Consider the following 15,664-nt stretch of genomic DNA (forward strand, 5'->3'; position numbering starts at 1 on the left):
TGACCCCGCTTAAGTCTCACTCATTGACCAGTTCCACAATAAACTTGCTTTTGTCTCCTCTGTACCGGGAAATCGTATATTCCACCGGCACGTTATCCTGATTATAGGCTACTGTCTCGAAATAATGAATCGGAGCCCCCTCCTCAATCCTCAGCAGTTTCGCTTCATACTCTCCGGCCAGGTCCACTTCGATGGACCTTACTGCCCTTTTTATAAAAATACCGTATTTTTTCTCGAAGGTGGAATACAGCGAATTATTTACAAAATCCACATCGATAATGCCGGGGCACAGCCTGAGAGGCACGTAACTGTCCAGGAAGACAATGGGTTCGTCATTGGCGTAGCGCAATCTTTTCAGGTGAAAAACTTCTTCCCCCACGGACAGATTCAGCTTTTCCGCTATTTTTTCATCAGCGGCTATATACCTTTGCTTCATGACTCTGGTTTTGGGAATCAGGCCCTTTTGAATCATTTCATCGTTAAAACTTATAATTCGATGGGTGTATTCCTGGTTAATCTTGGGCTGGGTGATAAACGTCCCCTTGCCTTTTATTTTTTTTAAATACCCTTCTCTTACCAGTTCGTTTATAGCCTGCCTAACGGTGGGCCTGCTGATGTTGAAAATTCTGCACAGCTCAATTTCCGTGGGGATAGAGTCACCGGGTTTGAGCTGGTTTTTCTGAATGTACGCCAACAATATTTCTTTTAACTGGTAATACAGTGGTACAGGTATATCTTTGTTGAGTTTCGCGGCTTCCAGATTCATTATTTCCATCCTTTACTTCATAAAATAATTTCTACAGATAAAAATATTACTTTTGCTCATACTTTTCAAGAATGGTATTTATTTCTCTGTAAGTTTCGTCATCCAGTTCCCATGTGGCGCTCTCTACATTGTCTTTAATATGCGGAATTTTTGTGGCACCGGCTATAATGGTGGTGACGACTTCATTTTTAATCAACCAGTTTAAAGCCAATTGAGAAAGCGGCCTTGCGATCCTGTCGGCGATTTTTTTCAACTCCTCCACAATCCCAAGGTTCCTCTGGAGTTTTTCACCCTGGAGTTCAGGGTTGGCGTTTCTCACATCCTTTTCATCAAAGTTTTTTCCGGGCTTAAAGGTGCCGGTGAGCAGCCCCTGGCACAGGGGGCTGTAAGGTATAAAGGCGATGCGGTTCTCCCTGCAGTGAGGTATAATTTCCTTTTCAGTCTTGTAGTAGAGCGGTATGTTATGATAAAAATCCGCGTTTCTGTCTATCATGTTGTAAAGGCACTGATGAGATACTATTTCTCCATATTTTCTTGCTTCATCCAATAATTTGATGGGGAAATTCGAAGCGCCGATATATCTTATCTTGCCCTCTTTTTTAATCCGGTTTAAAGCGTCCATAGTTTCTTCAATGGGTGTGTTGTAATCGGGCCAGTGCATCTGGTATATATCTATATAGTCCGTTCCCAGTCTCCTCAAGCTGTCGTCTATTTCCCTCAAAATACTCTCTCTGGAAAGCAGGTTGGTGATTCTTTTTGAATCATCCCATACAAGACCGCACTTTGAGGCGATAATGACTTTGTCTCTCTTCCCCTTTAATGCTTTGCCCAGCAACTCTTCCGCATGGCCGAAACCGTACACCGGCGCCACGTCGAAAAAGTTGATTCCCATGTCATAAGCCGCCTGAACGGCTCTTACGGATGATTCGTCGTCTGTTCCCGTCCAGAAATCCCTTCCCGATATAACCCAGCAGCCGAAACCGATGACAGACGCCTCCAAATCCGTAGTCCCAATACGTCTTTTTTGCATTTGTCCCACCTCTTTTTATTATTTACTTTGCTTTTTAACCTGATCTATCAGGACAGCTGCCACGATAAGAGCGCCGATCAATATTTGAAGAATAAACGGGTCTATTCCCAACAGATCCCCCGCATTGCGCAGGGTAGACATCAACATGGCACCCACCACTGTCCCTACAATGGAACCTTCGGCCCCGTTTAAACTGGCCCCGCCGATAACGGCCGCAGCAATGGCATCCAGTTCATAGCCGCTTCCTGCGGTGGGGATTCCGTTGGCCAGCCGGGATACCAGCATAATGCCTGCAATGGAAGACATCAGGGCACTGTAGCCGTATATCATATACATATTGGTCCTGATATTTATACCGCTGAGCCTTGCAGCTTCCACATTGCTGCCTATGGCGTAAATGTTGCGGCCGAATCTGGTTTTCGATATGATAAACGCCGAAATCAGAATCGTTATAACCCAGATGACGAAAAGCGACGGCATCCCGAGGATACTCATCTGAGCGAGATTGAGGAACGAAGCCGGCAGGCCCGACACCATTCTGGCGCCGCTTATAAGCATAATAACTCCCCTGAATACCGTCATGGTGCCCAGAGTGGCGATAAAGGGCGGCACCTTCCCGTCGTAAATCAGGATTCCGTTTATCACCCCCACAAGAGTTCCCGCTATAATAGCAATGATCACAGACAGCGGAGCGTTCATGCCCGCCTGGGTCATCAATATGGCCGCAAACATACCGGCAAAGCCCACTACGGAGCCCACAGACAGGTCGATCCCCGCGGATACTATTACAAATGTCATTCCCAGAGCAATGACACCATTAATCGAAGTCTGCCTGACCAAATTTGAAAGGTTATTCGCCGTAAAAAACCCGTTTACCGCGACGGAAAGCAAAACGAATAGCGCCAGAAAAACAATTAATATAGTGCCTTCCGAGAAAGACGGACTTATTATGGAAATACTTTTTTTGGTGCTGGTATTTGTATTCGTGCTCATCCGATACCCTCCTATTTGCTGCTGTTACTTACCACCGGCAGGCCTGACGCCAGCCTCAACACATCTTCATCCGTAACTTCGTTTTTATTCACAATGCCGGTGCAATTGCCCTCGTACATCACCAGTATCCTCTTTGCAAGGCCCATAACCTCCGGTAAATAGGATGAAATCAATATAATGGAAGCCCCCTGCGATGTCAGGTTTTCAAACAATCTGTATATTTCCAGTTTCGCGCCCACATCCACTCCCACCGTGGGCTCGTCAAAAATGAATATATTACTTTCCGCATTCAGCCATTTCGAAACCACCACTTTCTGCTGGTTTCCGCCGCTTAATTTTTTCACTTTCTGATAGATGGAGGGGGTCTTTATATTTAATTCACCGATATATTTTCTGGCTCTCCTCTTTTCCTCGCCCCCGTCAATAATTCCGAAACGGGATATATTTTCATATATTACAAGGTTTGTGTTGGTCATCACCGGAAGCTGTAACGCCAGACCCTGCAGTTTTCTGTCTTCGGGCAAAAAGCCAAGGCCGGCCTTAATCCCGTCAATAGGTGAATTTATAGATCGTCTTTTGCCGTTAATGAATATTTCACCGGCATCGGGCCTATCCGCACCAAAAATGCACCGCACCACATCGGTCCTTCCTGACCCCACAAGGCCGAACATTCCCAGGATTTCACCCCTGTGCAGCTTAAAACTGATATTTCTGAATCTGGGTTCTTTGGTCAAACCCCTTACTTCCAGGACCACATCAGGGGAGTCATGGTGCTTTATGGAATAAATATCTTTTATATTGCGGCCCACCATCATAGAAATCAGCCGGTCTTCATTGACCTGCGACACCGGCACCGTGTCCACCCATTGGCCGTCTTTCAGCACCGTCACCGTATCGCAGATGCCGAATATCTCTTCCAGCCTGTGGGATATATATATAACCCCCGCTCCTTCTTTTTTAAGCCTGCTTATTATTTCAAACAGTTTCTGAGTTTCCTCGCTGGTCAGCAGCGCCGTGGGCTCATCAAATATAACCAGCTTAACTTTTTCATATATCATCTTGGCTATTGCCACCATCTCCTGCTGGGCCACGGGCAGATCTTTCAATTTTTTTCTGGGATCAATATCTATATCTATTTTTTTCAGAGTTTCGGCTGTGACCCGATACACCGTCTTCCAGTCGACCAAACCGTTCTTTACCGGCAGTTTGCCCAGAAAAAAGTTTTCCCCCACGGAAAGGTGAGGAGCAAGAGTAATGTCCTGGTAGACAGCCCCCAAACCCAGCTCCTTCGCCACCAGCGGACTTGTTATATTAACTTCCCTGCCTTCAATAAAAATCCTGCCCTTATCCTTTTGATACGCGCCCATCAATATCTTTATAAGGGTCGATTTGCCCGCTCCGTTTTCTCCGACCAGCGCATGGACTTCCCCTTTTTTTACCGTTAAATTCACATTAGAAAGAGCTTTAACTCCAGGGAATTCCTTGGTAATTCCTTCCATTCTTACTATTTCCTGTGTCGACATAGCATTAACCCCTTTTACAAGGGGATAGGGCCCTGAAGCCCTATCCCGGCAATTTTATTTCTTTTTGAGCGTGGGATCGAGTAATTCCTTGATTTCCTGCTGGTTCATATTTTCCTTGGTCACCACTGTGGAACCGGTGTTGACGTATTTTTCGAGGGTTTTGCCCTGAATGGCATCGTACGCGCTCATTACACCTTTATACCCCATGCCGTACGGGTCCTGCACAATCAAGGCTTTAAGGGCCCCGCTTTCCAGTGCTTTTATTTCTTCCGGATCGGAGTCAAAGGCCACCGCCACCACTTTATCGGCCAGTTTTCTTTCCGTGATAACACGGGACAGGCCGTCACCGGTCATGTTGTTGTCCGCAAAGAAGCCGATGACATCCTTATTGGCGGTCAGTATATTCTCCGCCGCACTCACAGCCTTGAGCACGTCGTTGTCCACGTATCTGGGACCAACAATTTGAATATCCGGAGCCAGTTCTTTCAGTTTTTCAGTAAAACCTTTATCGCGGTCTATCAAAACCTGCACTCCCGCCATGGCGCTGATGAGGCCCACCTTGCCCTTCAGCGGAATACCCCTGGCCTTTAATTCGTCCACCAGCTTCTGGGCCGCTTTGCCGCCGGCTTCCACGTTGTCGGTGGCCAGGAAGGAATGGATTTTGTCGGTCTTTACCTTATTGTCTATGGTAATGATCTTTATGCCCATGTCGTAGGCCTTCTCAAGGGCCGGGACTGTGGCTTCGGAGCTGGTGGAGGCGATTACTATGCCATCGGGTTTCTGGTTCACCACGTTTTCCAGTATCGAAACCTGTTTGTCTATGTCGGCTTCTGAAGGCGGTCCATAAGTGGTGACGTGGATGTCCGGATTATCCTTCGCCGCATTGTTGGCTCCGATTAAAACGTACTGCCAGAAATCCGAGTCGGTGGCTTTCACTATAACCGCAATTTCATATTTATCTTTCTTGGATTGCTCCTGCTGGGCTTGCTGTTGCTGCTGACCCTGCTCCTGCTGGGCGGGCTGCTGTGCCTGCTTGCTTCCGCATCCTGCTAAAAGCAGGCCGATCAGTAATACCGCCAGAATTATACATAAAATTTTTTTCATTTATTTTTCCTCCCCAAATTTCATGATTTATAGAAGGCATTCATAATCTCTCTCGGTGTCAAATCTTTTCCCCTTTCACGAAAGAATCATTTACCACCCCTTTCTTTCTATCTATCCGGAGTGTCGATTCTATGATTTTTAAAAACCGCTTTCTACCTCTCCCCCCTTCCCCAGATATATAAAGACGTAAATATGTAATTACATATTTACATCTTTACTTTTGTAAGATATTCGACGTTTCTGTAAAAAATCCTTCTTTGTTATATTAATAACTTTTTATTTTTTATATATCTTATATATATTATCAATATAGAAAAGTATCTTTATGGCAGCGCATTACTTTTGATTCGGCTGGACCTGCAAAAGCCGTTGTGTCATAAAAAGTGTCAAACAAAGCCTTCTTGTCGGCAGGCATAATGCGGTGATTATAGGACTGGTATTTGGTATTCACTCTATCATATGAAAAAGGGAGACTCGAATATGTCTCCCTTTTTCAATATTATCCCGACGGTTATATTCAATTCTATTATGGGAACGTATCTTGTATCGGTCACTTCAGCATAATTGCCTTCAACTCTTCCGGGTCCATCTGAATTCGGGCCACACCGGTCCTGATGGCAGCCTTAGCCACCTCGCAGGCCACGTGAGCCGCCACTCTCCGGTCAAAGGCTCCGGGGATGCAGCGGTCGGGCGAAAGCTCTTGCTGTGAAATCAGTGAAGCGATGGCGTGCGACGCGGCCAGTTTCATCTCTTCATTGATATCCTTTGCCCTGACTTCCAGCGCGCCTCTGAATATGCCCGGGAAGGCCAGAACGTTGTTTATCTGGTTGGGAAAATCGGAGCGGCCGGTGCCCACCACCACGGCTCCACCCTCTTTTGCTTCATCCGGAAAAATCTCCGGCACGGGATTTGCCATGGCGAAAATCACAGGGTCTTTCGCCATGGTCTTTACCATATCTTTTGTCACCACACCCGGCGCGGAGACGCCTATGAATACGTCGGCTCCCTTTAAGGCCTCCCCCAGGCTTCCCTTTAAGCCCGTTCGGTTCGTAATCCCGGCAAGTTCCTCCTTGCTAAAATCCAGCCCCTCCCGGCCTTTATAAATGACCCCTTTTCTGTCGCATACCACCACATCGCCCGCACCGGCTAAAAGCAGCAGTTTTGCCACCGCCACTCCGGCGGCTCCCGCCCCGTTTATTACGACCCTTATGTCTTTAATATCTTTGCCTACTATTTTCAATGCGTTTATAAGCCCCGCCAGTACGACCACCGCGGTTCCGTGCTGGTCGTCGTGAAATACGGGTATGTCGAGTTCTGCTTTAAGGCGCCTTTCAATTTCAATACACCGGGGTGCGGAAATATCTTCCAGGTTAATGCCTCCAAAGGAAGGCGATATGTATTTTACGGTCTTAACTATTTCATCCACATCCTGGGTGTCAAGGCATACGGGAAAGGCATCCACCCCGCCGAATTTCTTAAAAAGCAGCGCCTTTCCCTCCATGACCGGCATTCCGGCTTTTGCCCCTATATTACCCAGGCCGAGCACCGCCGAACCGTCCGTCACCACGGCCACCATGCGGCCTTTGCAGGTATATTTATACACCAGCTCAGGGTTTTTTTGGATTTCCCTGCACGGCTCGGCTACTCCCGGGGTATAAGCAAGACTCAGGTCCCGGGAATCTTTGAGAGGCACCTTGCTCATCACCTCAATTTTGCCGCCGTTTTCTTCATGGAGCTTCAACGCCTCCGCTTTTAAATCCATATAAATACCCCACTTTCTCCTTTTTTCTCCCCGCTTCTTTTACTTCATATAAGTTCAGGTTCCATTTACATAAATTTGCTGCCGGAACTTTAAGAAATTATGTCAGATATAACGCGCCCTCCTGCACTATTTTAACATGTATAACGGCCGGAGTGCCATATCAGATTTTTCAGTTCTTAAGCCGTTATTCTCTGAACTCCTTAAAAGCGGTCCTGTTCTTCCCTTACCATGCCAACATTCAGCCGTATATTTCTTTAAACAGCGGTTTTATCCCTCCATTTTCCAGAATTCTTAAAACAAATTCGGAAAGCCCTTCTCCCTGGTAAGTATCTCCCGACGTCTTGTTAACTATCACCCCGGTAGAAACGTCGATTTCCAGAATGTCGCCTTCCTTCAACCTGCCGGTAATGCCCGGGCAGGTTATCACAGTCAGGCCAAGGTTTATGGCGTTCCGGAAAAATATCCTGGCAAAAGATTCCGCCACCACCGCACTTACTCCCGATTCCTTTAAGGTAATGGCGGCATGTTCTCTGGATGACCCGCAACCAAAGTTTTTCCCAGCCACCACTATGTCACCTTTTTGTATTTCTTTTGAAAAACCGGGCCGAACACCTTCCATACAGTGAGAAGCTATATCCGCTTTGGCCGTCAGTTCTAGATATCTCCCCGGGTAAATCTGATCCGTGTCGATATTGTCGCCAAAGAGAAATGCTCTTCCGGATATTTTCTGTCTCATTATCTGTCCTCCTCCATATATTCTCTCGGATCCACGATTTTCCCCGCCAGCGCGCATGCGGCTGCTGTGGCCGGGGAAGCAAGGTATATGTCGGCGCCGGTGCTACCCATCCGTCCCGGGAAATTCCTGTTGGTGGCCGTAACGCAAACCTCGCCCGCGGCAATGACCCCCTGGTGAGCTCCAAGGCACGGGCCGCAACCGGGCGTGCTGAAAGTTGCTCCGGCTTTAACCAAAGCCTCCACATAGCCTCTCTTTATAGACTCTATAAATACTTCATTTGAAGCCGGGATAATAATGAGTCTGGTTCTTTCATTTATCTTCCTTCCTTTCAAGATTCTATAAGCCCACTCAATATCTTCAATCCTGCCGCCGGTACATGACCCTATGAATACCTGATCCACTTTTGTGCCGCAAACCGCGCTTACGGGGACTACGTTATCAACACTGTGCGGGATGGCCACCTGGGGCTCAAGGTTGGAAACATCGAAGGTATATACCTCGCTGTACCTATAATCAGGGTCTGTAACAGGAATATCCAGATCTTCTATCTTCACGCCTCTTTTTCCGAGGTAACCGAAAGTTACTTCATCCGGCTGTATATATGATGTCTTAGCTCCCATTTCCACAGACATATTGCATAAAACCATCCGACCGCCGATATCAAGATTTTTAACGGTTTCACCGGCAAATTCCACAGCCTTATAAACCGCCGCATCGGTACCAAGTTTTCCCAATATATGAAGTATTATATCTTTGGGCAGAACGCCGGGCTGCGATTTTCCATTTATTTCTACTTTAATTACTTCAGGCACCCTGAACCATAATTCCCCCGATATGAGAATACACGCCAGATCCGTAGCGCCAACGCCCGTCCCGAACGCGCCAAAAGCTCCGTGAGTGGTGGTATGAGAGTCGGTTGCTACCAGGATCATGCCCGGGTACACCAGCCCGGCTTCGGGCATGACCTGGTGGCACACTCCTGAATTAATATCAAATAAATGCTTGATGCCGTGCTTCCAGACAAATTCTCTCATCACTCTGTGATTCGCCGCCGATTTTATTGTGGGAGCCGGAGCGTAGTGATCGAAGACGAAAACCACCTTTTCCGGGTCCCAGACCTTTTTTCCTCCCATTTCTTCAAAAGATTCTATAACCTGCAGATAAAGATCATTTACTTCGGCAAGGTCTACCCTGCATGTAACTATTTCACCGGCTCTAACCCTCTCTTTCCCCGACGCCCTTGCCAGAATTTTTTCCAGTGCGTGCATATGAGTTCTCCTTTCTTTAATATTACTTTATCTTACTCTACATATGGAAGGGTGGAATTTGCATAAGGCAATACAAGAACTTTTGCATCTGCACCGTATTCTTTTAATGCCTCCTTTAAAGCATCCTGTGCGGACTCGGCGGGTATAAAAAAGATCTTTTTAACCAGATCTTTATCCAGGCTGGAAACAAGATAAACCTTCACTCTTTCGAGGACCATGCATATTACTGCCGCCTTGTGAGCTCCCAGTTTAAAATCCTTCTGAATCCATTCGACGCAATCATGGGGGCATTTGGCCCTCAACATCCAGTCTTCGAAAGTAGCCTCACCGAGCCCCTCCCGGCATTCGGCGAGAAGTATAATACTTCCGCCGTCTTTTACGGCGTAACTGGCATTTTCAAGGCCTTTTTGGGCTTGGTACAGGTTTATATCTTTCGGAAAGCCGCCGCAGGACGCAACTACGATGTCCACCTTTTCGTCTATATTTCGTTTATACATTTTGTCAATGTATTTAGCTCCCTCGCGGTGGGCTTTAACCGGGTCTCCGGCCACCACTTTTACTATCTCCTTATGGCTGTTTAAAACCGCATTTACAATGAATTTGACTCCTGCGATGCGCCCCGCTTCTTCTATATCTTCACGCATGGGATTCCCGTCGGCTCTTCCGGGCATTGTGCCAGGCCTGATCATCATGATGTGATTCGTCTCAATAGTCTTTTTGCTGCAAACCCCGGGAAGGAGGGCTTTATCCCCGCCGCTGTATCCCGCTTTATAGTGAAACTCAAGATTTCCAGTAGCTATAACAAGGTCGGCGTCGGCCACGGGCTTGAAAACCTCCACCGGAGTGCCTCGCTTTGTTGTGCCCAGGTATACACAATCATTTATGTCATGGTCTATACACCTTACCTTGCTGTAAACATCTTCGCCCACAAGTTTTCTCTTTTCTTCTTCCGTATGTTTTCTATGATAACCCAATCCAAATATTACTTTAATATCACCGTATCTGACACCTGCTTGGTTTAATTCTTCAACTATAGGCGGAACCAGGATGTGTGAAGGCGAAGGTCTTGAAATGTCGCTGGCAAGGATTACTACTCTTTTTTTCCCCTTCGCTAATTCTTTTAATGAAGGGCTGTTTATAGGATTATTAATAGCATTTCTTACTTCACTGAACGGCTCTTTTACTCCTGGCAAGTCCTGAGGATTTAATATTGCATATAGATTCTTATCGTTTATATCAACATTTATATATGATGACTTATATTTCAATAGCACAGTAGACAAAGTAAATCGCTCCTCCGATCGTTATACCTTATGCGAACAAATCATCACAATCGTGTAAGACGACCTTTTTATCTTTAATTATGATTTATTATTTCAATTCTTAATATTGTTTTAATTATCATAACAAAGTCAAATGCAAGATAATATTTGCTCGATATTAACGCAAACATTATCTTGCATTATTATCAATGTTTAATGTCCATTTTTTTGCTATTCTTGTTCTATTTAATTAGTCCAATTTCGGTAAACACATCTTTATATTTTTCTTGAGTTTCAAGCCACATCTTTTTGAACTCTTCCGGTGTGCTGTATTTAGGTGTTAAACCTAAATCAATAATAGCCTGTTTTATTTCCGGGTCATTAATCGTTTTCTTAAAGGCTTCTACCAGTTTGTGTTTTACTTCTTCAGGCATATTTTTAGGAGCGCCAAATCCTTGCCATAATATCTCTGAAAAATCATAACCTAGCTCTTTAAAAGTCGGTACATCTTTGTAAACCGGGTCATCAATTCTTTCTTCACCTGTTTCAGCTAAAGCTGTAACCTGTTTTGATTCCATGAATTGTTTAAAGTCAACGGGGCTCAGCATTGCTGCCTGGATATGGCCACCCAAAAGTGCCGCAACAGCATTGGAGCCGCCATCAAAGGTTACATCTTCTATTTCTATTCCTGTTGTTTTCTCAAACAGGGCGGTGGCCATGTGTGTGGAACCACCTACACTCGTATGGCCAATTTTTATTTTACCAGGATTTGTTTTTGCATAATTTATAAATTCGTCAAGGGTCTTCCACTCTGAATCACTTTTTACAGCTAAAATCTGAGGTGAAATAGCAGCTAAAGCAATAGGTTCTAACTCTTGAGCATAATCAGTGGGTGATTTCTTTAAAACCGAGCTGGTAATCATACCAGTGTTAACGGAACCTATAGTATAACCATCAGGCTTTGAATTCATTAGTTCATTTGCACCGATGGTTGTAGATCCTCCCGGTTTATTTTGGACTATAACTGGTTGACCCAGATATTTCTCAAGTCCTTTTGCTACAGTACGGCCAAGCAAGTCTGTGCTTCCGCCGGGGCTGTTTGGAATTATCATGGTTATAGGTCTTTCGGGATATTTGATTTCATTTTTGTCTTGGTCCTGAGGCTCTGTTGAATTAGAATTTCCGCCACAACCCGTAAGGGCCATCGCCAGAACTAGCATTAATACAGTCAGACTAACTAACGCTTTCTTTTTCATGAATTTACCCTCCTGTTTATCATATTTATATCTTTAATTAGATAAATTTATTAGAATGATAAAGATTTTTATAACACTATAATTTTAAAGTTTAAATCACCTCCGCTTTTCTTGCCCTTATTGCTCTGTAAATTGCCCTTAATATGCTGAACAATAATACGGCAAGACCTATTTTAAGCATTGTGCCCGCAAGCGGGCGAGATAACAGTGTCATAAAGCTGCCATTTGATATAATCATGCCCTGTACCAGGCCTTTTTCTATAGTAGAGCCCAGGAACATTCCTATGACCAGTGGCGCTAAATCAAACTTTGCCTGTTTCAGTATAAAGCCTAAGATACCGAAAAGCAAAAGTAAACCTAAATCAAAAAGACTGTTGTTTATGGCATACGCGCCTGTAAAAGTTATTACCATTACAATGGGTAACAGTATTTTTATCGGAATTTTCAATAAAGACGCAAACACACCTACTAAAGGCAGGTTAATGATGAGCAGCAACACATTGCCGACGTAAAGACTGGCGATAATTGCCCAGAACAGATCCGGATTGGTGCTCATCAGCATTGGCCCTGGGGCTACGCCGTGAATCATGAAACCTGCCAGCAAAAGCGCACCGCTTGAGTTAAAGGGTAGCCCCAGAGATAAAAGCGGCACCATCTGGGCAGCGTTTGCAGCGTTGTTTGCCGACTCAGGTCCGGCCACACCTTCAATAGCACCATGGCCCCATTCCTCGGGGTGCTTGCTTAATCGTTTTTCTACCGCATAAGAAACGAATGTAGATATTGTCATTCCGGGCCCTGGCATAAGCCCTATTAAAAACCCAAGGATACCGCCGCGAAACATTGGCGGCAGCGAGCGTTTAAGCTCTTCACGGTTCGGATACAGATCCCTGAATTTAAACTTCATCATTTCTCCCTGTTTTTCAGGTTGGCAAATGGAAGCCAATATCTCACCGACACCGTAAAGGCCCATGGTGAAGATAATAAATTCAATGCCGTCTTCAAGATTTATAATCCCCATGGTAAATCTGCTCACACCAGTCATAGGGTCAAATCCTATGGTGCTCACCATCAACCCTATCATCACCATGAGGGCGGATTTTAAAGGAGATTTGCCTGAGATGTTAAATAATAAAACCAAACCCAATATTGCAATAGCAAAATATTCAGGAGGGCCAAAGGCTAGAGCCGCTTTTGCAAGCATGGGAGCAAAAAATGTTAGGCCAATGGTGCCCATGGTGCCTGCAATAAATGAACCTATGGCTGCTACGGCTAAAGCTGCTCCTGCCCTCCCTTTTTTTGCCATTTCGTATCCCTCGATGCAAGTCACTACTGAAGCCCCTTCTCCCGGAATATTAACCAGAATTGAAGTGGTGGAGCCGCCATACATTGCACCATAATATACACCACAGAACATGATCATTGCTGTGGCTGGCGATAATCCATAACTTGCCGGCAGAAGCAAGGCAAGAGCCCCAGTTATTCCTAGACCCGGCAGGACACCTGTTAAGGTCCCTATCAGCACGCCGATTATCGAAGCGATAAAATTTGTAGGGGTCATAACAGCCGCCAAACCGCTTAGCAAAGAGCTTACTGTAGACAATCATCTCACCTCCTTTTTAAGGTAACAATACACCCAGCATTTTTTCAAAAACGATGTAAAAGCCTAGAGATGTCCCCGCCGAGACAATAACGGGCAGGACCCATCCCTGGACTTCCGTGACTTTTAAGAGATGCACCATTACGACAAACGTTGCTATCAGGAAACCTGTGTAATCCAACATAAATACATAGACAATACAACCGGCTACAAATTTGACAAGCTTTACAATATCTATTTTAGGGGCTGTATCGTCATCTTTTTTGTTGGCCTTTTTATTATCTTTTTTCATCATTACCGAAATAAAATTTATAATCGAAAGAAACACTGCCATAGCGCCCACAATGGTTGGCATGAATCCTACCCCGGGTTGACTGGCCGAACCAAAAGAAAGCCCTTTGGCCATATACAGGTATCCTATGCTAATAATTATAAGAGCACCTGAAACAACCTTTTCTACCATGTCTTCACCTCCTACCAAGCTTGCATGATGCGAATTCGCTCCGGTTGAATTCCAATATTAAGTGCTATATTATGCTGCCTTCAACAATCCAGTTCTCTAAATACTTTTTAGTACCATCTATCAGTTGATTGAACAATGCCTCTGCATCGTCTCTCTTTAATCTCGCCACCGAAGGATCATTATAAAATGTTTCAAACAATTTCTGTTTGTTTTTACTGAAATATGCTTCGATTAAATTTTGTTGATTTACTGAATGCTGCATCAAAATAGCTTTGATGTTTGGATGTATCTTGCCGGAATATACGGGTTTTACGCTATCATTGGAAAATACTGCATTGGTCTCTACAACGGTTCCTAAAGGAAGATCTGGCAGCTGGCCATAATTGGGAAGATTGACATTTGTTACTAGGACATGGTGCCCCAGTATGGCTCTGATCTGGTCGACTCCTTCCTCACCCGATAGCTCTAATTCAGCCTTTTCTTTTCCTTCAATCTGCATCAAAGTTTTCTGTATTTTAGCCTTTTCTTCCTCTTTCCTGTACGAAACCGGCGTAATATTGAATCCCCATTTAATAATTTCATCGGGTGAGTTGAGATAAGATGATGGCATGAATTCAGCAAGGTGCCTGTCCCCCGCTGCGGCCATTACTCCAAATCTCCTGAACAAATCGAATTTGACCTTTTCCTTGCAGCTGAAGTATTTTGTTCTCACAGCATTGTTCCTATCTTTTTCCAATACATAACCGCTTTCCCAGTTCTGCTCTACAAACTTTGCAAAAAGCGGCATGAGGTCTGTGGTCTTATATTTAGCCTCCGTAACCCATGTAAAATGGTTTAGCCCCTGTACATTTATTTTGATGGCTCTTCTATCGATTTGATCCGGATCGCCCGTCATCAGTTTATACATTTCCTTGAGCAGTATTTGCGCTTTAAACACTTCATGGCAGCATCCAAAAGCTTTGATCCCGGGAAACTCTTTATAAAGAGTCGCCACACATATTGCCATCGGATTTGTGTAGTTGATTACCCATGCACCGGGGCATTTTTTTCGTATCTTCCTTGCAAATTCTCTGTACGCAGGTATCACTCGAAGAGCCCTGCTGAACCCTCCGGGGCCCACGGTATCTCCTACCGACTGATAAATACCGTATTTCTCGGGCAGATGGACGTCTACCTCCATTTCATCAAAAGTTCCGGGGAGTATGGATATTACAACAAAATCCGCACCGGTCAGTGCTTCATCCAGGTTTTCGTAGACTTCGCATGTCCAGTTGCTCTTTATCAGGTCCTTATTATCCTTTATCAATACTTCAAAGTATTTTTTATTCCTTAAAGCAGCCTCTTTATCGATGTCATAAAGTCTGAGAACCCCTGAAACATCTTGCTGGCACAGTATATCTCCCATGAGCTTTTTAGCCCATGCTTTAGACCCCCCTCCGATATAGCAAATTGTAGCATTAGACATTGTACCACCCTCCATCGCAATATCCTGCTGTATTGTTAGTTTAAGGAAAACTTTTTAATCTACAGAATATCTTTCTGCATTTCCCTCATGCTATTTTAGCAAATATTATGCCAGATTTCTCGAAAATGTTTTTTTCCTGATAATAACGAAAAAAACACCCTGCCGGAACAGGCAAAGTGTTTCACGCGTGATGTTTCATTGAAACATTATGATGTTTCAGGGAACGCCGGAACAGTTCAGCGGGCATTTTCCTGCCTCTTCAATCTCCTCCACAGAGTGATCCTTCCTATCCTCAGTTGTCTGGCAGTCTTTGATTTATTAAAATTATTGAGGAATTCCCCTTCGGGTATAAAAAACTTAAATTTGATTCCAGTGTAAAAACTCCCCCTTTTCCCCAATCCATATTTAACCAAATACGGCTTGAAAAATAAAAACTAAC

General features: G+C 44.8%; 14 protein-coding genes. All 14 read right to left on the reverse strand.

Features of this window, described 5'->3' with window-relative positions:
- Positions 1-16: 16 nt before the first annotated feature.
- The 14 genes from ACKX14_RS11225 to ACKX14_RS11290 all read right to left on the reverse strand — a co-directional run bounded on the left by ACKX14_RS11225 (position 17) and on the right by ACKX14_RS11290 (position 15,638).
- A complete protein-coding gene (locus ACKX14_RS11225; RefSeq protein WP_422447646.1) occupies positions 17-766 on the reverse strand; it encodes a GntR family transcriptional regulator in 750 nt (249 codons plus the stop codon).
- A gap of 46 nt (positions 767-812) precedes the next feature.
- Positions 813-1,796 carry an aldo/keto reductase gene (locus ACKX14_RS11230; protein WP_422447648.1) on the reverse strand — a complete coding sequence of 328 codons (984 nt, stop codon included), beginning with the start codon at positions 1,794-1,796 and terminating at the stop codon, positions 813-815.
- A gap of 18 nt (positions 1,797-1,814) precedes the next feature.
- Complete coding sequence (locus ACKX14_RS11235; protein WP_422447650.1) at positions 1,815-2,789, reverse strand: ABC transporter permease; 975 nt, start codon at positions 2,787-2,789, stop codon at positions 1,815-1,817.
- Between the two features lie 11 nt (positions 2,790-2,800).
- A complete protein-coding gene (locus tag ACKX14_RS11240) occupies positions 2,801-4,312 on the reverse strand; it encodes a sugar ABC transporter ATP-binding protein (protein WP_422447652.1) in 1,512 nt (503 codons plus the stop codon).
- Between the two features lie 54 nt (positions 4,313-4,366).
- Complete coding sequence (locus ACKX14_RS11245; RefSeq protein WP_422447654.1) at positions 4,367-5,416, reverse strand: ABC transporter substrate-binding protein; 1,050 nt, start codon at positions 5,414-5,416, stop codon at positions 4,367-4,369.
- 550 nt (positions 5,417-5,966) lie between these two features.
- Complete coding sequence (locus tag ACKX14_RS11250; RefSeq protein ID WP_422447656.1) at positions 5,967-7,178, reverse strand: NAD(P)-dependent malic enzyme; 1,212 nt, start codon at positions 7,176-7,178, stop codon at positions 5,967-5,969.
- A gap of 238 nt (positions 7,179-7,416) precedes the next feature.
- On the reverse strand, positions 7,417-7,914 hold the full coding sequence (locus tag ACKX14_RS11255) for a 3-isopropylmalate dehydratase small subunit (protein WP_422447658.1): 498 nt from the start codon (positions 7,912-7,914) through the stop codon (positions 7,417-7,419).
- Entirely contained in the window at positions 7,914-9,182 is a 1,269-nt protein-coding gene (locus ACKX14_RS11260) for a 3-isopropylmalate dehydratase large subunit (protein WP_422447660.1), read from the reverse strand. Before ACKX14_RS11260 ends, ACKX14_RS11255 begins: the two co-directional genes overlap by 1 nt.
- 32 nt (positions 9,183-9,214) lie before the next feature.
- Positions 9,215-10,456, reverse strand: a complete 1,242-nt coding sequence (larAH6, locus tag ACKX14_RS11265; protein WP_422447676.1) for a nickel-dependent malate racemase, LarAH6 family — start codon at positions 10,454-10,456, stop codon at positions 9,215-9,217.
- Positions 10,457-10,686: 230 nt separating this feature from the next.
- Positions 10,687-11,700: a tripartite tricarboxylate transporter substrate binding protein gene (locus tag ACKX14_RS11270; protein WP_422447662.1), complete on the reverse strand. Its 1,014-nt coding sequence runs from the start codon at positions 11,698-11,700 to the stop codon at positions 10,687-10,689.
- 91 nt (positions 11,701-11,791) lie between these two features.
- Positions 11,792-13,300, reverse strand: coding sequence for a tripartite tricarboxylate transporter permease (locus ACKX14_RS11275; RefSeq protein ID WP_422447664.1), 1,509 nt, complete (start codon positions 13,298-13,300; stop codon positions 11,792-11,794).
- Positions 13,301-13,316: 16 nt separating this feature from the next.
- The gene (locus ACKX14_RS11280) at positions 13,317-13,760 is read right to left on the reverse strand and encodes a tripartite tricarboxylate transporter TctB family protein (RefSeq protein WP_422447666.1); all 444 of its coding nucleotides are present in this window, start codon (positions 13,758-13,760) and stop codon (positions 13,317-13,319) included.
- 64 nt (positions 13,761-13,824) lie between these two features.
- Positions 13,825-15,225, reverse strand: coding sequence for a family 4 glycosyl hydrolase (locus ACKX14_RS11285; RefSeq protein ID WP_422447668.1), 1,401 nt, complete (start codon positions 15,223-15,225; stop codon positions 13,825-13,827).
- Positions 15,226-15,461: 236 nt separating this feature from the next.
- On the reverse strand, positions 15,462-15,638 hold the full coding sequence (locus ACKX14_RS11290) for a helix-turn-helix domain-containing protein (protein WP_422447670.1): 177 nt from the start codon (positions 15,636-15,638) through the stop codon (positions 15,462-15,464).
- Positions 15,639-15,664 lie beyond the last annotated feature (26 nt).

The sequence above is a fragment of the Thermorhabdus hydrogeniformans genome, from assembly GCF_049310025.1.
Taxonomy (GTDB): domain Bacteria; phylum Bacillota; class Thermosediminibacteria; order Thermosediminibacterales; family Tepidanaerobacteraceae; genus JBJYKD01.